Consider the following 23,590-nt stretch of genomic DNA (forward strand, 5'->3'; position numbering starts at 1 on the left):
ACTGCAGGGGATGAACAGAGGAGGCCGGGCCGCGCCTGAACGCAAAGCCCGCACCGGGCCTCGCGGCTGGGGCGAAGGGTACCGGGCCGGGTGGCTGGAAGGACAGCGGATTGGCGCTTGCGGGATCATTTCGCGTTTGACCGGCTTCGAGGCGCCGGTTATGGATGTGCGGGTTTTTTACGTCCGGACCGGGTTATGGTCGTACGAACCGCTCGATACGGGAATTATCGACGCTTTGCACCTGCTCGTGCGGGAGGTGCATGTGCTCGTCCCGACCGATGATGCGGTCGCACTGGCGAAGCGCCATCGTCCCGATCTGGTGTTATCGCTCAATTCGGTCGAATGCTTCGGACTCGGGCAAGTGGACGCCTTGCGGGAGATGGGGATTCTCACGGCCGCCTGGTTTACCGACGATCCGTATTATTTCGATGTAACGAAGCACATCGCTCCCCGTTACGACTATGTATTTACGCTCGAGGAGTCCTGTGTTCCGCTGTATCGCGAACTCGGATGTCCGTATGCGTTCCATTTGCCGCTCGGAGCGAATACAGCCCTATACGCGCCGAAACGAAGGGATGCGGCCCCTGGTCCGGACATCGTCTTCATCGGCAGCGCCTTTCGCGGGCGCATCGAATTCTTCGACCGGATCGCCTCCTACTTGCGCGGCAAATCGGTGTTTATAGCCGGATATTGGTGGGAGCGGATGAGCAGCTACTCCTTTCTGAAGGGGAAAATCCGCAGCGATTACTGGGCTCCTCCGCACGAAACGGCGGCCCTCTACAACAAGGCGAAAATCGTCATCAATCTGCACCGGGCGATCGACGACGAGACGAACCGGAATACCGGGCTTGTGCCGGCGTTCTCCGTCAATCCGCGGAGCTTCGAGATCGGCGCGTGCGCGGCGTTTCAACTGACCGACATGCGGCAAGGCACGTCTTCGTTTTTCACGCCGGGGCAAGAGATCGCCACGTATGGCTCGCCGGAGGAACTGATCGGCAAGGCGGAGCACTATTTGCGCCATGAGGAGGAGCGCAGCGCAATTGCGCTGCAAGGTTACCGGCGGGCGATGGCGGAGCATACGTATCCGCGCCGGGTCCGGCAGCTGCTGGAGCGCGTATTCCCGTAGCCGGTCCGGGCCAATATGGCCTGGTGTACCCGGCACGGAACACCCGTATGCGAATACGATATGGGGGAAACAAGCACATAAACGACAAGGTGGTGACGTATGTTGCATCGTCTCGTTTTGCGGAAAAGGAAGCCGCACATGAAACGAAAAATGCGGATTCGTCGCAAAGTGTTGCGGAAATCGCGGTTCAAATCGGCCGCCCCGGCCAGTCCAGGAGGCACTTATGACGAGGGCTACAATGCGGGCTATAACAGCGGCTATAACGGCGGGCACGAGGAAGGGTACCGGCAGGGCCGGTATGACGGCGAAGGCCGCAACGAGTGGAAGGACGGCGTTGAAGGCTTGATCGACTCGTTCATTCCGTCTTACGAAATATTGCCCGATTTTACGGCGGAGCAGATCGTAGCGGCCGGAGTCGAGCATTTGCGCCCTCAGATGAGGCATTTGCTCACGCCAGAGGAAATCGGAGCGCGAATTTTGCACGCGCTCGATACGCGCTCGCCGTTTTCGCTCGTCCGCATCGGGGACGGCGAAATTTTGACGCTATCGCAGGGCGTCGTCCTCAGCGTGGATCAGGTGCGCGAGCAAGGCTATTTTTTGGGTTACGCTGGTATCGATGTGCCTGATTTCGAAGCGAGGGACCAGCTGCGGGATGCGATCCGGCTGGCTTCGGTAGTCGGCATTCCGAAGCTGCGGGTGCGCAATTATCAGCCGCTCGCGATCGCCGCCTTTCGGGCGCACGGCCTCGACTACCATTCGCTTGCGCTCACGGATTCGCTGATCAACTACTATTTGTACCAAGCGGGGTATATGTCCAAAATCGTCTCCGGCCGCCGCGTGCTGATCGCCGGGAAGCTGGCGGAGCCGCTCGCCGACTATATGCGGCGAAACGGGGTTCATGTCGTGGACACGATTACGCCGGTAGAAGGCGTGAAGGACGTTCCCCGCGTGATGGCGGAGATTGCAACCCGCGATTTTGATATCGCGCTGGTAGCGGCGGGAATAGCCGCCGTGCTCATTTCGCAGCGGATCGCGACCGAGCTGGGCAAGGTCGCCATCGATTTCGGCCATTTGGCCAATTCGATGATTAAAGGCGAGGCGCCGTTTCAATGAGGCGGGCAGCAGGAAGGGGGAGAGAGGATGAGAACGGGAAAGCGCAAAGGAAACCGCGCCGCCGTTTCCTTGAACGCGGCTTTCGATAACGGCTACAACACCGGCTTCGATGCCGGGCATACGCACGGCACCGCGCTCGGCTTCGAGAAGGGCAAGGATTCATTCGCCGCGGGCTTCGAAGGTACGAGCATCGTCATTCCGACGTACAATCAGCAGCCCTATTTGGCCGACTGTATCGAAAGCATCGGCGCCTACACGCCGGAGCCGCACGAAATTATTGTCGTCGACAACGGCTCGACGGACGGGACCGCGAATTATTTGCGCTCCTTACGCTCGCGTACGGTGCGCTACAAAATTTGCGAGCGCAATCTGGGCTTTGCCGGCGGCGTCAATCAAGGCTTGATGATGGCCCGGGGCTCCACGGTCATGTTCCTGAACAACGATACCGTCGTCACCGAAAACTGGCTGAGCAACCAGCTTGCCTGCTTGCACGGCAAAGAGCGGGCCGGGCTCGTCGGTCCGATGACGAACTATATTAGCGGCGAGCAGCTTGTCGGGACTACGTACCGGTCCGTCGAGGAGATGCACCGCTTCTCCAGGACGTTTAACCGACGCGATCCGGCCAAATGGCACGTAACGAACCGGCTGACCGGTTTTTGCGTGCTGATGCGGCGCGACGTGTTTCACCGGATCGGTTATTTGGACGAAGGGTTTGAGATCGGCAACTGCGAGGATGACGATTTCGGCTTTCGCAACCGTCTGATTGGGCTCGATCTCGTCATCGCGAAGGACACGTTCGTCCATCACGTCGGCAGCACGACGATCAAGACGCTGACTCCGGCCGAGTTCGAAGCGATGTATGCGCGCAATCTCGCGTTTTACTCCGACAAATGGGGAGATACGCATTCGCTGCTGCTGGAAGCGTCCGCACACTTTCGGGGCGACCCGCTCGCCGTCAACGACTACTATCCGTCGCACATCACCGTAAAGGGGACCGCTCCGACGGCTTACTGGATCGAGCACGGCGTCCGTCGTCCGCTGGAGCATTCGGAAGGCGTCCGGGCGACGCGGTTATCGCAGATCGAGCTGAAAAACTGGCCGCTCGGTAGTCCGATCTCGGCGGCGGAATGGAATGCGAAGCAGGCCGCGCTTATGGCGGCGGCCGGTCCGGGCGAACCTCCGGCCGAAGGAGAGCTGGTGCGGACGCCGGACGGCAAGCTGCATCAGCATCGCGGCGGCAGACTGCACCGGATCGTGTCGGCGTGGGCGGCGGAGGTCTGGGATCTGAACCGGTACCGCATCCGTTCGCTTGCGGAGAGCGAAACGGCGAATTTTGCGGCAGGATTGCCGATTATCGCGCCGCCTGTGATCAAGGCGGACAATATTTAGTCGGGAGGGACATTATGAGCGTCATCAAGAAGAAAACGGCGACAAGCCGCTCGCGGACGAAACGGGCGAGACGTACGACAGCCAGACGGGCGGGAAAAAGAGGCCTTGCCCGCCGGGGCAAACGCCGTCTGACCGGACGCCGCAAAGCGATCCGGCGTCCGGCTCGGGCGTCCGGTCTTCATATGACCTACGACGAGGGCTATAACAAGGGCTACAACGAAGGCTTCGACGCCGGGTTCGCCCAGGCGTTCGAGGAGGGCTATCAGCAGGCTTACGCATCCTGAGGCCCCCAGAACACCCCAAAAAGTGAAGCGAAGCGTTGTAGCGAACGCCGAATTCTTTTCGGGGACCGCAGGAAACAGCGGGCGAGCCGACGGTTCGCCCGAATAGCGGAACCGTGACAGCGACTAAGATTAACGGAACTAAATCTTCCGTTAAGCGCTGTTTCCCCCTGTACCGCCCTCATCTAACGGAACAAGAAGTTCCGCTATTGCCGCGGTAAAAGCCAGCTACAGCTTATTTTTCCAGGTTAACGGAACATTCGCTTCCGTTATGAAGCTGTTTCTGCCCCTGCCCTGTAACTTGCGGAAAATCGGTTCCGCTATTTTTGCTTTTTACACCGGGACTCAAAAAATACGAAATGAGGGACAGAACTATGGTAACCTGAATCCATACCGGGGAGTAGCTGTACATAAAATAGGACATGCCCTCGGATTGCTGGTTAATACCTCAACAGGATGACATAAACGGGGACAACAATCTGTATGAATTCTTGGAGGTGGAACAACATGAAAATAATTATAGTGCTGCTTATATTTGCTTTGGCATTGACAGCTTGCGGGGGAGCGGGGAAACATGTAAATTACAGCAATGCGGCACTTCAAACACACTATCAAGCCCTTGAGGAAATCTCGTATGATGCTGAAGTTATCGTCGAAGCAGAACTGACCGGTAAAAGTAAAGATATCGCATATCAAAATGCGAGTTTTAAAGTCACTGAATTTCTTGTTAACAAGGTTCTTAAAGGTGACCAGCAATTGGTATCCAATACGATTCAAGTTCTTGAAATTGGCTCGTTTAGTAGAAATGAGTCCAAAAACAATTTGCTTTTCCTGGAAAAATACGTTGGACCTGTAACAAGCAGCGCCTATGTTGTTGCGGGGGTATATCAAGGAAAGTTTACTATCGATAAGGATAATAAGCTTATCTATGATGCTGAGAAACATGGTGGAATGAAAAGTTTTCAAACTGAATTGGCCGGACTGGATATGAAATCGGTTGAAGCAAAAGTGCAGCAGGCTATTACAAATGCAAGGCCGCCGAAAAAGCTCCAGATGAGCGAAGAGCAACGGAAAAAGAATGAAGAAGAATCGATCAAGCTACTGGAACAGGATAGAAGCCTCAATAAGCAATAATAATCCGAACCTGCCTTGTACGAGGATAGCCTAATTTAAAGTGAAGGACCTCAACCTCCAGTTGTAAACGGAGGGAGAGGTCCTTTTTTTTGCAACGGATGGAAAAAGGGGAGGTAGTCAACTCGCTACCACTCCGCCCGCCTACTTCGCTTTCGCCTCGGCGATTTTCTTAGTAATGGCCTCATCGGCGCTGCGCAGCGCGGTATTGACATCCTTCGTGCCCTGAATGACGTTCAAAAACTCGGTGTTCAAATCGCCTAGATTGACCTGCGAAGCGATCGGATTCGCGGGGGGCGATACCGCAAATTGGTTATAAAATACGGCCGCCGTATGTTTTCCCTTGAACGATTCGCCTTCCTGCCCGAACGTTTGGCGAATCGTTGCGTTTTTCAAGCTGGTCGCCCGGCCTTCCTTGTTGTTTTGCTGCTGCACTTCGTCGGAAAGCAGCTGCGTGACGACCTGGAACGCTCGTTCCTTGTTTTTGCCGTTCGTCACGAAGAAGTAGCGCGGACCGGGCTGGAATCCCGTTTTCGGCATGTCGGCAAAGGTCGGGGCGGCGGCCATGTCCCATTTCAGGTTTTGGGCCTGTGCGAACCGGCCCGAGCCGGATAAGGGAGCGACGACCATCGCCACGTTCTGGTCCTTGTAGAAGGAATCCAATTGGCCGTTGAAATTGCTGAACTTGGCGTCCAACTGGTTGCCGGGAATTTCGTAAAATTGCTTATACGTATTGAACAATCGTTTCCATGGGTCCGTATGAACTGATGCTTTGTCTTCCTTCGGGTTAATCACCGGCAGCGACAGCTGATTGTTCGACATCAGGGAGCTGTAAAACAGCCCCATGCCTTTATAGTTGATGCCGCCTTCCGTGCGGGTCAACGTTTTGGCCAAGTCGTAGGCATTGTCCCAGGTCATGCCGTCCTTCGGGTACGGAACGCCGAACCGGTCGAAAATATCCTTATTGTAAAACAGCACCGTGGCGTTGACGTCGTCCGGCAATCCGTACATCCGGCCTTGCCCGGACGCCTCGCGCATGATTTGAATCGTGGAATCGTCGAAGCGGCCGAGGTCGACCTTGTCCTTCTTGATCCATTCGGTCATATCGTATTGCAGCCCGGTGTCGAGCACGGTGGAGGTCATGCCCGTAGCGGAGTCCCAGATGATGTCCGGCACGGTGCCGGAGGCGATCAGGCTGTCCAGCGTAATCTCCTTGGTAGGCAGCAGCAGCTTGATCGTATAATTGGGAAATTTGGTCTTCAGCTTGGCGATCGCCTCTTCGAACGCTTTTTGCTGGGAGGTGATGGTCGTGAAGATGGACAGCTCCGCCGGAACGCTCAAGTCGATCTGCGGTTCCTGGGCGGCGGGCGGAGAAGCGGTTGTGCCGCAGGCCGTCAATGCGCCGACCAAACAGACGGCTGCCGCCAGCCGTTTTGCCTGATTTGCAGTTTGCAAGGAAGATCCCCCTCTACTGTTGCGAATTATTCGTTACCTGGGCCGGCGTTACCTGTACAGGAAAACGGTTTCAAATTCAGTATACAGCGCGCGGAAACGTTGTAAATGGAGGCCAGACCGAGAAACATGGACAATTGAACGATCAAGGAAGGGGGTCGGGAAAGCGCGTGCAAGAAATCGGTTTATTGTCCATATTTGACATTCGCATATCCATTCACGAAGCGAAATAGCTGGATTATAATGCAACTAAGAACGAGCGATTGTCTATATGAAGGTTTCTCGAAGGGGTGCATGCCATGGATCCGGGATTTTTCGAGCGATTTTACCCTAAGGTGATCAGCGTGCAGAAGCGCGATCCCACGTATTGGGAGGAGAAAAACTGCGAGGTGCTAATCCAATCGGCGAGCATTCGCAATTTCTTCTATATTTTCGACGGGACGGGGCACGTCGAGCTGGATGAAACCCGGCATATGCTGTCCTCGGGCAGCATGTTCCACGTCCCGCTTCGTTCCCGGTTTTTGCTGGCGAGCTCCGCCGACCGGCCGTTGCTTTATTATTCCGTCCATTACGACTACAAGCTGATCGAATGGGAGGGAGAGACGGCCGATTGCCGCGATCCGGACAACGCAGGCTTGCCCTTCGAGTCGGTAATGCAGCTGCGCAATCAGGACGGACTCGTGGCCGAGATGCAGAGGCTGTACGAGGTGTGGACCGGCAAGGATACCGGATACGAGTGGAAATCGCGGGTCGCCTTCCTGAATGTGCTGAACGAGATCAGCGAGCAGAAGCGGATCGAGCTGGGCGATTACGAGACGACACAATCGATAATCCGCAGCATGGAGTATATCCGCAACCATTACGACGAGCCGCTTAAACGGAACGAGCTGGCGGAAAACGTTTCGTTGTCGATCAATCATTTCTCTTTTTTGTTCAAGCAGTATTCGGGCTATTCGCCGATGCAGTACATTACCCGGGTGCGGCTGGACAACGCCAAGCATATGCTGCGCAACAGCAGCCTGCCCATTTCGGAAGTCGCCCAGCGAGTCGGCTTTCAGGACCCGCTTTATTTCGCCAGAGTGTTTGCCAAAGAGACCGGATTTTCGCCGCGGGCGTACAGGAAAGCTTAGGCCCGCTAGCGGCGTTGACGGAAAGGTGAGGATGTCATTTGAAAAGCAGCATGGATGTCAAAGAACGGAGCGGCCTGCCGCAGATAGAGACGGTACCCGTCCTTGTGATCGGAGCGACGCTCGCCGGACTCGGGCTCGCGGCCGCCGGCAAGGAACGGGCGCTCGTTGTCGAACGAACGTCCGGTGTGGGCCGGGAATACTTGGGATGCTTCCATCCGGGAGAACGTCTGGAGGAGCCGACAAGTTCGGAAGCCGCTGGTGTTCTTCGGGAAGAGCTGACGCGCCGCAACCTGCTGTCGGAAAACCGGCTGCATCTCGGCGCGCTGGCCCCGGTGCTGTTCAACCGGATTCGCCGGGACGGCTGGCGCGTTCGTTTCCTAACCGAAATCATCGGGATCGAGCGGGAAGCGGAGGCGGACGCTTATACGGTCACGTTGTTCGATGCGTCGGGTCTTCGGCAAATCCGGACTTCTTTTATCGTCGATACGACCTCGCTGTGCGTATCGTCGCCGGCTTCCAAGCCCGCCATCCGCAGCAAAAAGCTGAATGCGATGCTGCACAACGCGGACCCGAGCGCAAACGCCCCGGTTTTGAACGAGGGAGGCGCGGAGGTGGTCCAGGGGCGTTTTCCGGGCGAGGTCATTTTGAAGCTGAACCTCGATCCGGGCGACGATTGGCCGAGCGCCCGCGACAAACTGCATCGTTATTGGGCCGATCGGCCGGCCGCTTTCGGCTCGTGGACGATGGCGCTCGTGGCGGACGCCTTTGAGACGTTTACGGAGAAAGGGCCGTTTTCCCTTGGCGATCGCTGGGTATGGCTGCCTTCCTGCGCATACGCCAACGCGCTTCAGGCGTTTGACGCGGGGACGGTTTTTGATGGAGGAGGGATTTTCGCATGAAGCTGTCGCAGCGGATAAACAACAGATTGGATCAACGGGAAGTCGGGCAACCGGCGTTTGCCGAGCATTACGACGTTATTGTCGCGGGTCTCGGAACGGCCGGCTCGATCGCTGCCATTGCCGCCGCCAGACGCGGCTTGTCCGTCCTTGGCATCGAGCCTTTGACGTGTATGGGCGGTACCGGAACGGCGGGCGCCATTCTCAGCTATTATTTCGGCCTGAAGGGCGGGCTGCACGAGCGGTTCGACGAGGAGATCGCCGAGATTGAACAAGATGGATACCCGAAACGCGGCAAAAGCAGCGGCGATCTCAAAAAATGGGTGATCGAGCGCGAGGCGCTGGCCGCCGGAGTGACGATTCGTTACGAGTCGACGGCAGTCGGCGTCTACCTGGAGGGGAACGCGGTGAAGGGCGTGCGCTGGATCGGGCCGGACGGGCTGCGCGAAGCGGGGGCGAAGGTCGTGATCGACTGCACCGGCAACGCTGAGCTGTGCGCCATGGCGGGCTGCGGCTTTCGTCAAGGCCGGGCGATGGACGGCCGGGCGCAGCCGTTCTCGAACGCGCTGGAGCTGGTCAGCGGCAACCGGGTCGGCACGTTTTATACGGATTCCGGCTACGTCGATCCTTCCAACGGGGAAGATCTGTCCCGGGCGATTATCGATTCGGCCGTTTTGCCGACGCATTTGAAGGACCGGTACGACGAAAGCTGGCGAATCCTGCGGATCGCTTCGCTGCTCGGCATACGCGAAGGCCGGTTTATCGAAGGGGAGGAGGATGTGACGCTGGCGGCGTTCCTGAACGATACGACGAGCGACCGCCCGCTGTTTTACGCCTATTCCAACCTGGACAACCACAGCAAGGACATTGCGTTCGAAAGCGAGAACCAGCAAGACTGGATTGTGGGAGGCGGGCTGTGGGGGCTGAACTTCTCGGTGCCGGTTCCGCTCGGCGCCCTGATTCCGAAAGGGTATGACGGCCTGCTGGCGGCCGGCCGCTGCATCGCGCTCGATCACGATATTTCGGGCTGCATCCGGATGAAACGGGAAATGCACAAATCGGGGGAGGCTGCCGCCGCGGCTGCGGCGATTGCGATCGAGCGCTGCATCAGGCTGAAGGATGTTCCGTACGAGCCGCTCGCCGCCGAATTGAAGAAGACGGGCTGCCTGAACGAGCAGGTATTCGTCCGCTTCCGGGATACGAGCCTTCCCGTAGAAACGTGGTCGGTCGCCGAACGGGACGCTTCGAGCATATGGCTGACGGACGAACAGGCGATTCGTACCGGATTGTCCGGCGAAAAGCCAGGCATCGCCATCTGGTCGGCGAAACGGCTCGGCGAGCGCATGAAGCCGTCCTTGCGCGCTTGGGCGATGCAGGAGGAAGACGCGCAATTACGCGGCAACAGCGCGTTTGCGCTTGCGCTGCTGAGCGACGAATCGGCGCTTCCGGCGCTGCGGCAAATGGTGAAATCGCGCGATCCGTTCGTGCCGAAGACGAGCCGGAAGTACAATCAGGTGCGCGGCTATGCGGCGATTTATTTGCTCGGCAGGCTGGGCGACGCGGAGATCGTGCCCGAGCTGCTGGCCCTTATGCAGGATCGCGAAGCGTTCGTCAACTCCTCGACCGATGCGGAGTTCATCAATACGGACGACGATTATTTCTTTCAATATTTCACCTTTTCGTTGATGGCTCTTTACCGGATCGGCGAGATGCATATGCGCCTGCGGCAAACCATTGCCGAGCGGATCGAAGCGATTGCGGAGCAAGAGGATTTCGCATTGGCCGTCACCTTGAAGGGCAACACCGTACTGAAGCACGACATGACCGATATGGTGCGAAACGCGATGGCTGCGACGGTGTTTTCGTGGCCGAGAGAGGAAGCGGCAGGACGATGAAGGAAAAGCTGAATGTCGGGTATGTCGGCTGCGGGGTGATGGGCCAGGTTTATTTGCAGGCGGCGCAATCGATTCCGTTTATTCGTTCCGCCGCGGTGGCGGACGCGGTCGAGGCCAGCGCCCGCAAGGCGGCGGAAACGTTCGGCGTGCGGTCCGTCTATACGGACGCGCAGGCGATGTTTGACGATCCCGGCATCGACGCCGTCGTGCTCGCGCTGCCGGCGATGGCGAGAGCCGAGCTGGCGATCCGGGCGTTTCGCGCCGGCAAGCATGTGCTGACGGAGAAGCCCGTCGCCCGCAGCGCTGAAGAAGTACGGGCGCTTATTCGCGAGAAAGGCGATCGGATCGCGGGCTGCGCCTCGTCCAGAACGCGGCTGCTCGACTCGGCGGCGGTTGTGGCGCGCACGCTTGCGGAAGGCAAGCTTGGCACGCTGCGCATCATGCGCTGCCGCTGGCAGACTAGCGCAAGGCCGAAGCCGGAGACGATGCCGCCGCTATGGCGCTTCTCCAAGGAGGTCAACGGCGGAGGGAACCTCGCCAACCTGGGCTCGTACATGCTCGACTATTTCCTCGGCATCAACGGCTGGAGCCTGGAGCCGGACACAGTGCTCGCCCGGACGTGGACGATTGCGGACTCGTTCGCCGATCACGTCCCGGCCGGCTCCGACGGAGAAACGCTGACCTCTTCGTTCGTCAGCTTCCGGAACGGGCCGGTGCTGACGATCGAGCAGGGCGAGCATTACGTCGGGGAGCAGGTGCACGAATGCGAGCTGATCGGCACGGACGGCACGTTGACGTTTTCGGTCGTGCCGTCGAGTTCCCGCGTTGTGTGGAGCCGTTACGATGGCGGGAGCATCGCCCAGGAAGTGCTGTGGGAAGGACAGGAAACGTTCAGCACGGCGCATCAGCGGGTGCTGGCGGATTTTGCCCAAGCCGTGCTGACGGGGCGTCAGCCGAGCACGAGCCTGGAGAGGGCGCTTGTCGTACAGCGTATCGTCGACGGCGTCTACTTGTCGGCGCAGCGCGGGGAAGCGGTCCGGCTTGCGGCGCAATGAAGACCGCGCGCCAGGGATCTATTCGTCGAGCACGCCCTTAGGCTGCTGTCGATGAATCCGCCCGACGTCCCGGATCGCGCGGCGAACGGTTTGCCGTAATTCCCGGCGCTCCTCAAGGCGCCTCCAAATCATCAGAAGAGACAGAGCGATGTCCGATTGCCGGACATGGGCCTGTCTCTTCTTTTCGTTAGCCGCTGTACCCGTTAATAATCGTAGTCCGGATAAAACTTCCGGTTGGCATAGTCGAACAATATTTTTTGCGCGATCGGGGTGCCCGTCTTGGCCCGAAGCAGCTCGAGCGCTTCCCCGGATTGCAGCAGCTGCGCGGCGACCGTCGCCCGGGACGCTCCGCGCTTCAACTGCTGCACGTTTTGTTTACACCCGTGCCGGTCCGGCCGCCGGCATAGCAGTTCCTCGTACAAGCCCTGCACGTAAGCTTCGTCAGACTGGGCATACAGCCTGCGAAACAGATCCGCCGCCGAGGGCCGCCTCCTGCTTCCAGGGGCTCCCCCGGACCGGTACAGACGGTCGGCCTCGGGACATTGCAGCAGCGAGGTCATCACAGTCAGCTTAGACGCTCCTCCGGCGAGTAGCCGGAGATGATGCTGCATACCGTCCGGATCGGGTTCGCGTCCGAGCAGTTCCCGGTAACAGCCGGCAACGAACGAATCCCGATCCTTCCTGTATACCTTCCGTAATATCTCCATCATTCTCACTGCAAGCTCCCCCCCGGCTTTAGTTCGTCCTCTACAGCTACTGTATGGGAAAGCTCCTCTATCGGCGTGGACATGTATACGGCGGCAAAAGCGCGTTTTTTTGTCCGGCCCGGGTGTAGTTGTCTATACCGGATGACGGCTCTTTACATATCGTACATATAAGCCGGGAAATGCCAAACTAGTGCGAAGGGGAGAGGCATTGATGAGACTAGCCGACAAGTCGATTGTCGTTACCGGGGGAGCCGGTTTTCTGGGCCGGCACGTCGTGAACGAGCTGCGCCTGCAAGGCTGCGAGCGGATCAGCGTGCCGCGCAGCAGGGAGTACGATCTGCGCAAGGAAGCGCACATTATCCGCATGCTGGACGATTTCCGGCCCGACGTCGTGATCCATCTGGCCGCCGTTGTCGGAGGCATCGGGGCGAACGAGAAAAATCCGGGATTGTTTTTTTACGATAATTTGGTCATGGGTGCGCACTTGATCGAGCATTCGCGGCTCCGGGGCGTGGAGAAGTTTGTGGCAATCGGCACGATCTGCTCGTATCCGAAGTTCGCTCCGGTGCCTTTTCAAGAAAGCGATCTGTGGAACGGCTACCCGGAGGAGACGAACGCGCCATACGGGCTGGCCAAAAAAATGATGCTCGTTCAATCGCAAGCGTATCGCAAGCAGTACGGCTTCAATTCGATCTTTTTGCTGCCGGTTAATTTGTATGGTCCCGGCGACAACTTCGATCTGGAAACGTCCCACGTCATCCCCGCGATGATCCGCAAATGCGAGGAGGCGCGCAGGCGGGGCGACCCTTCGATCCGGCTCTGGGGGGACGGAACGCCGACGCGCGAATTTCTGTATGTCGAGGACGCGGCGCAAGCAATCGTTCGCGCGGCCGAGCGGTACGACGGCGACGCCCCGGTCAATCTGGGATCGGGCCATGAAGTATCGATCCGCGAGCTGGCCGAGACGATTCGCGAGTTGACCGGTTACGAGGGGGACATCATCTGGGAAACGGGACGTCCGAACGGTCAGCCGAGAAGAAGACTGGACGTCCGTCTGGCCAAAGAAACGTTCGGCTTCGAGGCCGGAACCGATATCGCGACCGGTTTGAACCGGACGATCGAATGGTACAGGAGGAACGGTCATGAGTCGCGATGAGGAAGGGAAGAAGCGGCAGCCGCTCGTATCGGTCGTGACGCCTTCGTACCAGCAGGGCAGCTTTATCCGCGAAACGATCGAAAGCGTACTCTCGCAAGATTATCCGAACGTAGAGCTTATCGTCATGGACGGCGGCTCGAAGGACCATACGGTACAGATTCTGCAAAAGTATGCCGACAAGCACGGAGACCGCTTCCGGTTCGTTTCGGAAAAAGACAGGGGCCAGTCGCACGCTCTTAACAAGGGGCTGGCGCTGGCGAGAGGCGAAATCATCGGCTGGCTTAACTCCGACGATACGTACGAGCCGAAAGCGATCAGCCGCGCCGTATCGGCTCTGATGAAGCATCCGGAATACGGGCTAGTCTACGGCAAGGCGGATTTTACGGATAAAAACAACAACCATATCCGGCCGTATCCGATCGATTCCCATATCGACCGTGCACGCTTATTTGATGTATGCACCATTTGCCAGCCGGCTGTATTTATGCGGAAAAGTGTGCTCGACCAGGTCGGCCCGATCGACGAAAGCTTGCATTTTTGCATGGATTATGACTTGTGGATGCGGATTGCGGCCATGCACAAGCTTGGGTACATCGACGAACCGATGGCTCATTCGCGGCTGCACGATGATTGCAAAAGTATGACGCAATATTTTACCGTCGGTCTTCCGGAGATTATCCGCACGAGCTTGAAAAACTACGGAACGGTGTCGAACCACTGGCTGATCCAGTTTATCGCCCACCATCTGCCGGAGGGGGCCGCCTGGATCATGGAACGGATGAAGCCGTTCCGCATCTTCGGCAGAGGGCCGCAGATCACATCGTCGGACCGGTTCGAGGACGGCTGGGCGCCGCCCGTCTGGAACCTGGAAATCCGTAATGATAGCGAGGAAGAGGTGCAGGCGCTGGTGATCGGCGGAAACCACCAACTGCCGAAACTGGACCGGAAGCGATCGGAACGCCTGGAGCTGAAGGTTGCGATTGGCGGCGAGCACTATAAAACATTCAAGCTCGGCGAAGGAAGGTTTACGCTGCAAATCCCGCTAAAAAACAATCTTTCCTTCTATTCGGTGGAAATTCGCTCGAACGTTTCGTTTTCTCCCGCGCGGCTCAAACTGAACGGCGACGAGCGCCAGCTGAGCTTCAAAGTAACGGGAGCGGCTCCGCTCAGTCCGATGGAGGCGCGTTTGTACAAACTGCTTGAGGAAGAGCCCGCGTCGGTCGGGGAATGGCTCATGAGGAAGCGCAAGTTCAAATGGTAGTCCGATTTGCCGGAGCTCCTCCCGGTGCAGGGAGGGGCTTTCTAAAGCTTAAGGTACAGGCTGGGCAATCGCCAATTTAGCCCTCTATCGGCAATACGTCTACGTCGGCCGTGAGAGCTGTGCATAGTATAGTAGCGTATTCCAAGCGCCGCAGACGGGAGGGAAAACGTTTGAAAATCGTCATTTTAGCCGGTGGATCGGGAACGCGGTTTTGGCCGAGAAGCGTGAAGGAGCGGCCTAAGCAGTTTCTCTCCCTCACTTCCCACGAGACGATGCTGCAGCAAACGTATAGACGCTATGTGCGCTGGCTGCCGGAAGCCGAGGTGTACGTGGTTACCGCCGAGCGGTACCGGTCGCTTACCCGGGAGCAGCTTCCGGAATTGCCCGAAGAGCGGCTGATTCTTGAGCCCGAGCAGCGGGATACCGGACCCTGCATCGCCATGACGGCCTATCGTTTTTTGGCGGAGGGTGACGACGAGGTGCTGGTGACGATGCCTTCGGACCATTATACGGACGAACCGGAGGAACTGATACGGGCGCTTCGCAAAGCCGAGTCCGCAGCTGCCCGCAAGCATACGATCGTTACGCTCGGCGTCGTACCGACAAGGCCGGAGACCGGATACGGCTACATCCGTACATCGGACATCCAGTCGGAGGAAGGCTTGCTCGAGGCAAGCTCGTTTATCGAGAAGCCTAATTTGGGAGCTGCCGAGGAACTGATTCAGGACCCGAACGTGTATTGGAACAGCGGCATTTTCGTCTGGAAACCGTCCACGATCGCCCATTACATGTCGCTGCATCAGCCTTTCATGTGGAGCATGCTCACCGCCTCGGACAGGAGCGAGGCCAGCGCGTATTCGCTGCTTCCGAAAATTTCGATCGACTACGCGATTCTGGAGAAAGCCGACTCGATCGTGACGATTCCGGTCAAGTTCAAGTGGGACGATGTCGGCATATGGACGTCGCTCGAGCGGATTCAGAAGGCGGATTCCGAAGGCAACATCGTAAACGGCCAAGGGGAGGTGCACCTGGAGCAAACGAAGGATTGCATCGTCTACACCGATCATCAGAAGACGATGATCCTCGGCGTATCGGATCTGATCGTTGTTTCGACGGAGAATGGACTGCTCGTCTGCCATAAATCGGAGGAACAGCGCATTAAAACAGCGCTCCAGGCACTGAACGACAAGAAGGAGGATACTAGCGAATGAAAGCTCTTGTAACGGGGATTTCCGGTTTTGTCGGAAGCCATATGGCGGAGTTTCTGCTGAAACAAAACGTGGAGGTCACCGGAACAATCCGGCACCGAAGCCGCATGGACCATATTAAGCATTTGAAAGACATTCGCCTTGTCGAATGCGAGCTGCGAGATCCGTTTTCGGTCGAACATCTGATCGAGGACATTAAGCCGGATCTGATTTTTCACTTGGCGGCGCAAAGCTTCGTTCCGACTTCGTGGAATTCGCCGATCGATACGATCCATAACAATGTGGCGGGCCAGGTCAACATTATGGAGGCGCTGCGCCGCTTCGATCTGTCGTGCAAAATGCAAATCGCCTGCTCCAGCGAGGAATACGGCCATGTTGAGCCGGAGGAGACGCCCATTCGCGAAACGAACCCGCTACGGCCGCTCAGCCCTTACGCTGTCAGCAAGGTTGCGCAGGACTTTCTCGGCTACCAGTACTACAAAAGCTACGGCCTGCCGATCGTGGTGACCCGTACCTTCAACCACACCGGCCCCCGGCGCGGCGAAAATTTCGTTACGTCCAACTTCGCCAAGCAGATCGCCCTGATCGAGAAAGGGAAAAAGCCGCCGGTGCTGCACGTCGGGAATTTGTCGGCCAAACGCGACTTTACCGACGTTCGCGACGTTGTCCGGGCTTACTGGTTTGCGCTCGAGAAAGGGAATCCCGGAGAAACGTACAACATCGCTTCCGGAACGTGCTGCACGATACGGGAAATGCTCGATTTGCTGCTCTCGTTCAGCAACGTGAACATTTCGATTGAGGAAGATCCGGCGCGCCTTCGGCCTTCCGATGTGGAAATTTTGCTCGGGGACTACTCCAAGTTCCACGCGGTTACCGGATGGAAGCCGGAAATCCCGTTCGAGCAGACGATGCGCGACCTGCTGCAATACTGGAGAGACCAAATCTAAAGATTCCCCCAAAAGTGAAGAAGAGTCTTCGACGCGAAATCCGAGTACTTTTGGGGGGCCCACGAAAGGCACCCCAAAAGGAAAGGCCATGATTCCAAGCAGAAAGGGTGGGATTTATGCGAAGCACGGAAGGACGCCGGAAAGGCAGTCGCGCGGCGTCAGCGATCAAACGGAGAAAGCGCAAGCCGCCGCAACGCGGCAGAAAAGCGCGGCTCAAAAAGAGACGGGCTATCGCCCGCCATGGCGGCAAACGGTGGAAAAAACGGAGATGGCGATTGCTAAGAGGCAAAAAACGGTTTCGCAGGGGCCGGCTGCGGGCGCGGCGCAATCGGCGGCGCAAAGAGGAGGCGTCCGCGCCAGCCGCTCATGTTGCCGAGTTCGAGCAGATCGTGCCGGAGGAGAAAAGCGAGCCCGGCTATGACAAAGGGATCAACCTAGTCGGCTTCATCCGCGCGGAGATGGGCATCGGCGAATCGAGCCGGCTGGCGGCGAGGGCGATTCAGGCGGCGGATATCCCGTTCGGTATTATGAACTTCCCGGTGACTTCGATCCGGATGGAGGACTTCACATGGCGGCATAAAGAGATGGGGGAGCCGCAGTTCAAAGTAAACATTATTCACACGAACGCCGATACGCTTCGATCGGTTCACCATCACTTCGGCCCGCCGCTGTTCGACAAGCGGTTCAATATCGGCTACTGGCATTGGGAGCTTCCCGATTTTCCGGACGAATTTTGCGACGGTTTCCATTTCGTAAGTGAAGTCTGGGTACCGTCCAACTTTGTCGCCGAGTCGATTGCCAAAAAATCGCCCGTTCCCGTCATCCGCATTCCGCACGGTGTCGAGGTTATACCGCCGGGCGATGTAAACCGAGCCACCTTCGGGCTGCCGGAGAACCGGTTTTTGTTCTTCTCCATGTACGACACGCACAGCTATCAGCGGCGGAAAAACCCGCAAGGCGCCATTATCGCCTTTAAGCAGGCGTTTGCGCCGGAAGATACGAGCGTCGGTCTTGTCATCAAGCTGAATCACTCCCATGCGAACCCGTCGGATCTTGACGAAATCCGCAAGCTGGTGAGCGGCTATTCCAATATTTATATTATCGACCGGATTATGAGCCGCAGTGAAGTCGACGGTCTGCTGAACTGTACGGACTGCTTTGTTTCGCTCCACCGCGCGGAAGGCTTCGGACTTGGTTTGGCCGAGGCGATGTATTTGGGCAAGCCGGTTATCGGCACGTACTGGTCCGGCAACACCGACTTCATGAACGCGACCAACTCGTGCATCGTCGATTTCAGCATGAGTCGGGTCGGCAAAGACTGGGGGCCGTATAAAGCCTATCAGTCGTGGGCGGAGCCCGATCTCGGTCATGCGGCTCACCATATGCGCGAGATCGCGTACAACGAAAGCTACCGTCATTCGATCGCCTTCAACGGCAGACAGCATATCCAGACGTACTTCTCCCCGCATGTCGTCGGCGAAATGGTGAAGGGGAGGCTGTCGGAGCTCGGCTTGCTGTAGCGGTGCGCGATAAAAAGCCCGCATTCAAGGAGGAGGGAGAAAAGCCTTGGAGGATTACAGGAGCATATCCGTCACATCCGAGCTTGTGAATGGCCGTAAGGTTCTGAAAGTGAGTAACCCGACCCGGTACGTCATGATCGGGATCGGAGCGCAGGGCGCCGTGTTCCGGCTATCCTCGAACCGCTGTGTGAAAATATACGAGGAGCCCCACAGCGCCATGTGGGAAACAAAGGCGCTCCAGGCAGCCGCCGGGAGCCCCTACTTCCCCGCCCTATACGAGAGCGGACGGAACTTTGTAGTGATGGAATATTTGCCTGGGCCGACGCTCCAGGAGTATTTGGCCGAACATCCCGGCTTGCCGGATTCGTTTGCCGAGCAATTAGTCGGTATCGTCAAAGAGATGAGAAGACTGAAGTTTACCCGGGTCGATACGCGAACCGGTCATATTATCGTCACCGAGGGCGACAAGCTGAAGGTGATCGATCATAGCGGCGCATTCCGGACGACGCGAAGAGCACCGTTCATGCTGCTCAAAAGCTTGAAGCGCGACGGCTGCTTGATGAAGTTTTTGCGTTATGTGATCGAGCACGATCCGAAGCTGTATGCCAAATGGCGCCGCAAACGAAGCGAGGGTGTCGATCTGAGAGGCGTTCCTGAGCTGCCCCCGCCGGAGAAGCTGCATGAGGCGACTTGACCGTCGCCTTTTTTTTGCAGTCCGATGCTTGTCCCGCCCGGTCCCATACTTAGACCGGTAACCTTATCGTTACCGGTCGCCTCCAGTTCCCGCATCATTTCGCTTCCCCTTCTCCGTATTCGGTTTCCCCGGCTGCCACTCCTTCTAGGAGAGTCAAACTTCGTCGTCCCATTCCCGTCCTTTTTCATTCAGCCATTCCATCCGCAGGGCAAGCTTGTTCCAGTCCTTGGCTTGAACCGCATGGAGCATCGAGCTAAACCGGAGGATGTATGCATAAAACCGCGTAATCCGCTGCTCAAAGGTACGGTCCGCCGGTCCGCCGTAGTGATCCAGCACCATACGCGTAAACGTTTCCCCGTAAGAGAGGCAGAGATCGTGGAAATCATAGGCCGGATCGCCCATCCGCAGCAAGCCGAAATCGATGACGCCGGTCAGCTTGCCCGTTTTTGGATCATGGAAAATATGATCGTTCTTAAAATCGCTATGCAACAGGCAGGGCGTAAACTTGAAATGTCCGGAAGGGTACAAGTAGTCGTAGAACACCTGCATGATCCACAGCTTCTGCTTCCGGTTGAGATGCGGAAATACAGTCTGCTCCATGGCGCGATAATAGCCGGACCATGTTTTTCTCCATTCGTCGCGAAAGCCGCGCGGATCGACGCGGGTCATCGAATCGCCGGTAAACTGGTGCAGCGCGGTCAAAAAATCGGCGATCTGCCTGGCGGCCGCTTTTTTCCGGGAATCGTCAAATTTCGCGAGCAGCTCCTTTTCGAGCGGAATGCCGGGTATCATCGGGTAGCCGACATAAACGATTTTGTCTTTCCGACCGGATGTATATAGGAAATCCGGCACCGGCAGGGGCAGATGTTTGCCCAGCTTCGGCAGCAGCTTCATCTCCAGCAGAAGCGACGCGTGGTCGGACGTTAGCGGAAACCGGAACACGAGACGTTCCCCTACCACGATAACCAGGTTTTGCATCGTAGAGGAGAGAACTCGATACGGTTCGCCGGATAGCTCGGGATGCCGGTCGCATAAGTGGGCGTGTAACGTTTCCGCCTTCATCGTGCCCATGGTGTCGCCTCCGTTCTAGTGGCGCTGTTTTTACTTGTAGAAGCTTAAGATCAATTGGTCCAGCGCCCGTCTGGCAAACGCGTATTTGTCGAGCGCTAGCAACGATTCGAATTCGCTGGATGAGACGAAGCGCGCGAAAACGGAAAACTTCGACTTCCCTCTGTTCAGGGAGTCTACGTAGCCTGCATAAGCGGGTTGATCCGGCTCCCTGCACAGAAGGTCCCGATACAGGCTGTGAACGAACGGCTCATGCTTCATATCGAATATGCGCCTAAGGGCGCCCGATACTTTGCTGCCGCCGTTCTCGGCTTTCCCCGAGAGGGAGGAATGCGCGTATAAGCGGAGCGCTTCGTCCGCCTGCAACGTTGCAATCACGATCCCGTGCTTGGGAGTGCCTTTCCCAAGTTCCCGGAGGTGATGCTTCATTCCTTCCTCGTCCACTTCCCGGTCCAAAATGCTGCGGTACAATTCCGAGATAAATTCCCGGTCCTCCAAGAGGACAATTTTGTGCAGCTTGGCGGCAATATTCAAATGGATCCCTCCGTTTTTCGAATAGCGTCCGACTTGTGCGCCCTTCCATATCGTATGTAGCTCTCTATAAGTGTGAAACCGTCAAAAGCGGATGCCGCCCTTTTCGAGGCACCGTTTTTCTCAAAATATGCGAATATATGAGTTCTCTTAGTTCGGGCCTCAGTGTTTGTACCAATTTTGCTCCCGCTGGGCCTCTGTTGATTGTTGCAAGCACGTTCTTCCATTACCATTACTTTGAACAATCCAACCTACCTGCTGCCCTAACGCCTGTTTTGCTAGGCCGCAGGTAGGGTTGCTAGGCTTCATAGAACCGGAATTAAACGAACGAAGAGGAGGACGCGCATGAAAACACAGTCGCATAAGATGACGGTTTCGATCGACGAGCATACATCGCATTTGGAACAGCTGAAATCTTTCTTTCACCAATTGGATGAGGAAGGAATCACGATAGAAAAACTGCCGCGCGAGAGAAGAGAGCAATATCAACTGGAGGCTATCAATTTGACGCTGCAGCACGTCTGGGATCATAACGAGTTTTATCGATCCGCTTTGGAGCAGGCCGGGTTTACACAACCGAAGATCGACAGTTTGGAGCAATTATCGACCGTTCCGCTGCTCAAAAAAGACGTCATCCGCGGAGATAAAATGAAGCTGTTGTGCGTCGAGCCGAAGGAGATCGGTCAAGTTCACCTGACGAGCGGAACTTCCGGAAAACCGATTTATACATCCTATACGTTAGCCGATCAATATGTTTACGATCTGCTCCCCAAATATTTGGAGCTGTTCCCGGAATCGGACAGCGACATCGCCGCCATAGCACTCCCTTACGAATTCGCGCTTCCCGGCCTAGGGTTTCAACGCCTGTTCCAATTCGCATTCGGAACCGCCATTCTTTCGCTCGGTAAAGGCGGATACATGGCTCCCGTCGACAAGTCGCTCGAATTAATGAAGGAATATCAGGCCACCGTGCTCGTCACTACGCCTTCCTACGCGGCGCTACTGGCCGAAGAAAGCGAGAAGTACGGCATTCGGCCGGGTGTGGATATTCGTTTGCGCCGGATTGTGCTAACTGGAGAGGGGTGCTCTTACACGTTCCGTGAACGGCTGGAGAAATGGTGGGGGTGCGAAGTATCGTTCTTTTACGGATCGACCGAATGCGGCGTCGTGGCTGTCGAATGCAAAGAGCATAAAGGGTACCACATCGTGGAAGGTCACGTAAAAGCGGAGATCGTCGATCCCGCCACGGGCGCCCCGCTAGGCTACGGCAAAACCGGCGAAATCGTCGTGACGACGCTGCTGCGTGAAGGAATGCCGATGGTGCGTTACCGCAGCGGTGACATCGGTTATTTGCAAAAGTCGAAATGCGCTTGCGGCATCACGATGGATGTGCTTCACCTTAGAGGTCGAATGGAGACGATGCTGAATTTGGACGGCACCGATTACCCTCCGTTTATGCTGGAAAACTTTCTGCTGGAAATTCCGGAAGTAGGCATGTGGTATCATTTCATTCTCGAGCAAGGCCGCTTGACGATCGAGGCCGAGCCGTTCCGCACCGAGATGAGCGACGAAGGGCTGGCTTCGAAAGTTCGCGCTCATATGCTGGAGCGCGTAGGGATCGAATGCAGCGTAGAGATCAAGCACGGTTTGCCGCGGACATTCGGTAAAGCGACCCGGGTTTACATCAAATAAAGAACGTAACAATTTGAAGGGGAGCGTTCTTAATGCTGAGCGACAGAAGCGAACGGGAACGAAAATGGAGTGACTTGTTGACCCGTTTAACGAAATCACCGCTTTATAAACAAAAGCTGTCGGATTACGACTTGAGCGATATCGGATTAGATCGTATCCCTCATCTCCCGCTCACCACGAAAGCGGATCTGCGAAAGGCCGGTGCCTTCGGCCATCTCGCGGCTGAAATGAAACAAGTCGCGCAATACCATGAATCGTTCGGGACGACCGGTGAACCTTCCGCCTCTTGGTTTACAATAGATGATCTGGAAACCGGCGGGAGACAGATGGGGGCGTGCGGCGCAAGGCTAACTTCGGAAGATTTCGTTCTGATCCGTTTTCCGTACGCGATGTCGGTCCCTGCGTTTCTGATGCAGCATGCGTGCCGGCAAGCGGGAGCGGGCGTCGTCCCGGCGAGCGGGCGCAATACGGTTACGCCTTACCCCAGGGTACTGGAGCTGATGAAACGTCTCGGCGTTACGGTCATCGCCGGACTTCCGAGGGAAATGGAGCTGCTCGCCGAGACGGCGCGCTTGCTCGGTATGGAAACGAGAAACGATTTCACGGCATTGCGGGCGATTTGTTCGGCAGGAGAATTGATCGGCGAGCGCAGGAAGGAGCATATCGAACGGCTTTGGGGCGTTCCGGTATTCAATCTGTACGGCTCTACCGAGACGGCCAATATTGCCGCCATGTGCGAGTATGGCACGATGCACATCGCAGAGCAAGATTTTATCGTAGAAGTGCTGCAGGAAGACGGCTTGGGATATGCTGCGCCTGGCGAGAGAGGGTTAGCCGCGATTACGACGCTGACACATCAAGCTTCGCCGCTGCTGCGATATTACAACGAAGACGTCATTTCTGTAGAGCCGGTATGCTGCGCGTGCGGTCGGGCCGGAAGCAAACTGGTTCATTACGGCCGGCTCAAGGACCGGTGCGTCTTCGGGGAGGTTGTGCTGGACGCCAAGGACATTCAGGACGCCGTATATTCGCTCGCTCCCGCACCCGATGCATGGAAAGCGATCCAGCAGGAGAACGGATTTCACTTCATCCTCGAATCGTATCGCTGTGCCGAATGGTCGGAGGAGGGAATTCAGACGAAGCTGTCCGAACTGTTAAAGGTGCCCGTCACTGTGGAGATCGCCCCCGTCGGAAAGCTGCTTAACCGGGAGGAGCTCATGCAAAACAATCCTTCGCGAAAGCCAATCTATATTCAGAAGCGTGAAGGCGGTACGGCTGATGCAGCAAGCAATTAAACAGTCAAAGCGAGGAACAAGTGACGGTAAAGGGGAGAACGTG

The 23,590-nt window shown here is 56.9% G+C and carries 21 protein-coding genes; 17 read left to right on the plus strand and 4 right to left on the minus strand.

Translation table 11 applies throughout. The annotated features are described in order from the left end of the window. Positions 1-10: 10 nt before the first annotated feature. The 5 genes from D7M11_RS09375 (at position 11) to D7M11_RS09400 (ending at position 5,043) form a co-directional block, all read left to right on the plus strand. Positions 11-1,126 (plus strand): CgeB family protein, encoded by a 1,116-nt coding sequence (locus tag D7M11_RS09375; protein WP_120746940.1) that lies wholly within the window; start codon positions 11-13, stop codon positions 1,124-1,126. A gap of 138 nt (positions 1,127-1,264) precedes the next feature. Beyond that, the gene (locus D7M11_RS09380) at positions 1,265-2,239 is read left to right on the plus strand and encodes a GT-D fold domain-containing protein (protein WP_147433414.1); all 975 of its coding nucleotides are present in this window, start codon (positions 1,265-1,267) and stop codon (positions 2,237-2,239) included. Between the two features lie 27 nt (positions 2,240-2,266). Continuing rightward, the gene (locus tag D7M11_RS09385) at positions 2,267-3,628 is read left to right on the plus strand and encodes a glycosyltransferase family 2 protein (protein WP_120746942.1); all 1,362 of its coding nucleotides are present in this window, start codon (positions 2,267-2,269) and stop codon (positions 3,626-3,628) included. A gap of 14 nt (positions 3,629-3,642) precedes the next feature. Beyond that, positions 3,643-3,912 (plus strand): hypothetical protein, encoded by a 270-nt coding sequence (locus D7M11_RS09390; protein WP_120746943.1) that lies wholly within the window; start codon positions 3,643-3,645, stop codon positions 3,910-3,912. Positions 3,913-4,416: 504 nt separating this feature from the next. Then, positions 4,417-5,043, plus strand: coding sequence for a hypothetical protein (locus tag D7M11_RS09400; RefSeq protein WP_120746945.1), 627 nt, complete (start codon positions 4,417-4,419; stop codon positions 5,041-5,043). 141 nt (positions 5,044-5,184) lie between these two features. On the opposite strand, the gene D7M11_RS09405 is transcribed toward D7M11_RS09400, so the two are convergent. Continuing rightward, the gene (locus D7M11_RS09405; protein WP_158606531.1) at positions 5,185-6,495 is read right to left on the minus strand and encodes an ABC transporter substrate-binding protein; all 1,311 of its coding nucleotides are present in this window, start codon (positions 6,493-6,495) and stop codon (positions 5,185-5,187) included. A gap of 296 nt (positions 6,496-6,791) precedes the next feature. Here D7M11_RS09405 and D7M11_RS09410 point away from each other — a divergent pair, with 296 nt between their 5' ends. From D7M11_RS09410 to D7M11_RS36360, 4 genes are read left to right on the plus strand one after another with little or no spacing between them, the layout of a single operon-like run. After that, entirely contained in the window at positions 6,792-7,622 is an 831-nt protein-coding gene (locus tag D7M11_RS09410; RefSeq protein ID WP_120746947.1) for a helix-turn-helix domain-containing protein, read from the plus strand. Positions 7,623-7,660: 38 nt separating this feature from the next. After that, positions 7,661-8,521 (plus strand): hypothetical protein, encoded by an 861-nt coding sequence (locus D7M11_RS09415; RefSeq protein WP_120746948.1) that lies wholly within the window; start codon positions 7,661-7,663, stop codon positions 8,519-8,521. Continuing rightward, entirely contained in the window at positions 8,518-10,413 is a 1,896-nt protein-coding gene (locus tag D7M11_RS09420) for an FAD-dependent oxidoreductase (RefSeq protein ID WP_120746949.1), read from the plus strand. The genes D7M11_RS09415 and D7M11_RS09420 overlap by 4 nt, the downstream gene beginning before the upstream one ends. Continuing rightward, the gene (locus D7M11_RS36360; RefSeq protein ID WP_158606532.1) at positions 10,410-11,468 is read left to right on the plus strand and encodes a Gfo/Idh/MocA family protein; all 1,059 of its coding nucleotides are present in this window, start codon (positions 10,410-10,412) and stop codon (positions 11,466-11,468) included. The genes D7M11_RS09420 and D7M11_RS36360 overlap by 4 nt, the downstream gene beginning before the upstream one ends. 203 nt (positions 11,469-11,671) lie before the next feature. On the opposite strand, the gene D7M11_RS09430 is transcribed toward D7M11_RS36360, so the two are convergent. Next, entirely contained in the window at positions 11,672-12,178 is a 507-nt protein-coding gene (locus D7M11_RS09430) for a DUF4214 domain-containing protein (protein WP_120746950.1), read from the minus strand. 208 nt (positions 12,179-12,386) lie between these two features. On the opposite strand from D7M11_RS09430, the gene D7M11_RS09435 reads away from it, so the two are divergent. From D7M11_RS09435 to D7M11_RS09460, 6 genes are all read left to right on the plus strand, one after another. Then, positions 12,387-13,331: a GDP-L-fucose synthase family protein gene (locus D7M11_RS09435; protein ID WP_120746951.1), complete on the plus strand. Its 945-nt coding sequence runs from the start codon at positions 12,387-12,389 to the stop codon at positions 13,329-13,331. Then, on the plus strand, positions 13,318-14,592 hold the full coding sequence (locus D7M11_RS09440; protein WP_120746952.1) for a glycosyltransferase family 2 protein: 1,275 nt from the start codon (positions 13,318-13,320) through the stop codon (positions 14,590-14,592). The genes D7M11_RS09435 and D7M11_RS09440 overlap by 14 nt, the downstream gene beginning before the upstream one ends. 170 nt (positions 14,593-14,762) lie before the next feature. Continuing rightward, positions 14,763-15,803, plus strand: a complete 1,041-nt coding sequence (locus D7M11_RS09445) for a mannose-1-phosphate guanylyltransferase (protein ID WP_120746953.1) — start codon at positions 14,763-14,765, stop codon at positions 15,801-15,803. Continuing rightward, a complete protein-coding gene (locus tag D7M11_RS09450; RefSeq protein WP_120746954.1) occupies positions 15,800-16,747 on the plus strand; it encodes a GDP-mannose 4,6-dehydratase in 948 nt (315 codons plus the stop codon). The genes D7M11_RS09445 and D7M11_RS09450 overlap by 4 nt, the downstream gene beginning before the upstream one ends. A gap of 116 nt (positions 16,748-16,863) precedes the next feature. After that, positions 16,864-18,267: a glycosyltransferase family 4 protein gene (locus D7M11_RS09455; protein WP_120746955.1), complete on the plus strand. Its 1,404-nt coding sequence runs from the start codon at positions 16,864-16,866 to the stop codon at positions 18,265-18,267. 46 nt (positions 18,268-18,313) lie between these two features. Beyond that, on the plus strand, positions 18,314-18,961 hold the full coding sequence (locus D7M11_RS09460; RefSeq protein WP_120746956.1) for a serine/threonine protein kinase: 648 nt from the start codon (positions 18,314-18,316) through the stop codon (positions 18,959-18,961). Between the two features lie 153 nt (positions 18,962-19,114). Here D7M11_RS09460 and D7M11_RS09465 read toward each other — a convergent pair whose 3' ends face one another. Then, positions 19,115-20,032 (minus strand): phosphotransferase family protein, encoded by a 918-nt coding sequence (locus tag D7M11_RS09465; RefSeq protein WP_120746957.1) that lies wholly within the window; start codon positions 20,030-20,032, stop codon positions 19,115-19,117. A 30-nt stretch (positions 20,033-20,062) separates the two neighbouring features. Then, a complete protein-coding gene (locus tag D7M11_RS09470; protein ID WP_120746958.1) occupies positions 20,063-20,563 on the minus strand; it encodes a DUF4214 domain-containing protein in 501 nt (166 codons plus the stop codon). Positions 20,564-20,905: 342 nt separating this feature from the next. Here D7M11_RS09470 and D7M11_RS09480 point away from each other — a divergent pair, with 342 nt between their 5' ends. Together D7M11_RS09480 and D7M11_RS09485 are read left to right on the plus strand one after the other, a co-directional pair. Then, positions 20,906-22,252: a phenylacetate--CoA ligase family protein gene (locus D7M11_RS09480; RefSeq protein WP_120746960.1), complete on the plus strand. Its 1,347-nt coding sequence runs from the start codon at positions 20,906-20,908 to the stop codon at positions 22,250-22,252. A 32-nt stretch (positions 22,253-22,284) separates the two neighbouring features. Next, positions 22,285-23,547 (plus strand): phenylacetate--CoA ligase family protein, encoded by a 1,263-nt coding sequence (locus D7M11_RS09485; RefSeq protein WP_120746961.1) that lies wholly within the window; start codon positions 22,285-22,287, stop codon positions 23,545-23,547. Positions 23,548-23,590 lie beyond the last annotated feature (43 nt).

It is taken from the genome of Paenibacillus ginsengarvi (assembly GCF_003626695.1).
GTDB classification, from domain to species: Bacteria; Bacillota; Bacilli; order Paenibacillales; family NBRC-103111; genus Paenibacillus_AB; species Paenibacillus_AB ginsengarvi.

Excerpts from the sequence above, each read along its gene's own strand:
- D7M11_RS09375 (WP_120746940.1), top strand. The coding sequence starts at position 11 with ATGAACAGAGGAGGCCGGGCCGCGCCTGAACGCAAAGCCCGCACCGGG.
- D7M11_RS09380 (WP_147433414.1), top strand. The coding sequence starts at position 1,265 with ATGAAACGAAAAATGCGGATTCGTCGCAAAGTGTTGCGGAAATCGCGG.
- D7M11_RS09385 (WP_120746942.1), top strand. The coding sequence starts at position 2,267 with ATGAGAACGGGAAAGCGCAAAGGAAACCGCGCCGCCGTTTCCTTGAAC.
- D7M11_RS09390 (WP_120746943.1), top strand. The coding sequence starts at position 3,643 with ATGAGCGTCATCAAGAAGAAAACGGCGACAAGCCGCTCGCGGACGAAA.
- D7M11_RS09400 (WP_120746945.1), top strand. The coding sequence starts at position 4,417 with ATGAAAATAATTATAGTGCTGCTTATATTTGCTTTGGCATTGACAGCT.
- D7M11_RS09410 (WP_120746947.1), top strand. The coding sequence starts at position 6,792 with ATGGATCCGGGATTTTTCGAGCGATTTTACCCTAAGGTGATCAGCGTG.
- D7M11_RS09420 (WP_120746949.1), top strand. The coding sequence starts at position 8,518 with ATGAAGCTGTCGCAGCGGATAAACAACAGATTGGATCAACGGGAAGTC.
- D7M11_RS36360 (WP_158606532.1), top strand. The coding sequence starts at position 10,410 with ATGAAGGAAAAGCTGAATGTCGGGTATGTCGGCTGCGGGGTGATGGGC.
- D7M11_RS09430 (WP_120746950.1), bottom strand. The coding sequence starts at position 12,178 with ATGATGGAGATATTACGGAAGGTATACAGGAAGGATCGGGATTCGTTC.
- D7M11_RS09435 (WP_120746951.1), top strand. The coding sequence starts at position 12,387 with ATGAGACTAGCCGACAAGTCGATTGTCGTTACCGGGGGAGCCGGTTTT.
- D7M11_RS09440 (WP_120746952.1), top strand. The coding sequence starts at position 13,318 with ATGAGTCGCGATGAGGAAGGGAAGAAGCGGCAGCCGCTCGTATCGGTC.
- D7M11_RS09450 (WP_120746954.1), top strand. The coding sequence starts at position 15,800 with ATGAAAGCTCTTGTAACGGGGATTTCCGGTTTTGTCGGAAGCCATATG.
- D7M11_RS09455 (WP_120746955.1), top strand. The coding sequence starts at position 16,864 with ATGCGAAGCACGGAAGGACGCCGGAAAGGCAGTCGCGCGGCGTCAGCG.
- D7M11_RS09465 (WP_120746957.1), bottom strand. The coding sequence starts at position 20,032 with ATGGGCACGATGAAGGCGGAAACGTTACACGCCCACTTATGCGACCGG.
- D7M11_RS09480 (WP_120746960.1), top strand. The coding sequence starts at position 20,906 with ATGAAAACACAGTCGCATAAGATGACGGTTTCGATCGACGAGCATACA.
- D7M11_RS09485 (WP_120746961.1), top strand. The coding sequence starts at position 22,285 with ATGCTGAGCGACAGAAGCGAACGGGAACGAAAATGGAGTGACTTGTTG.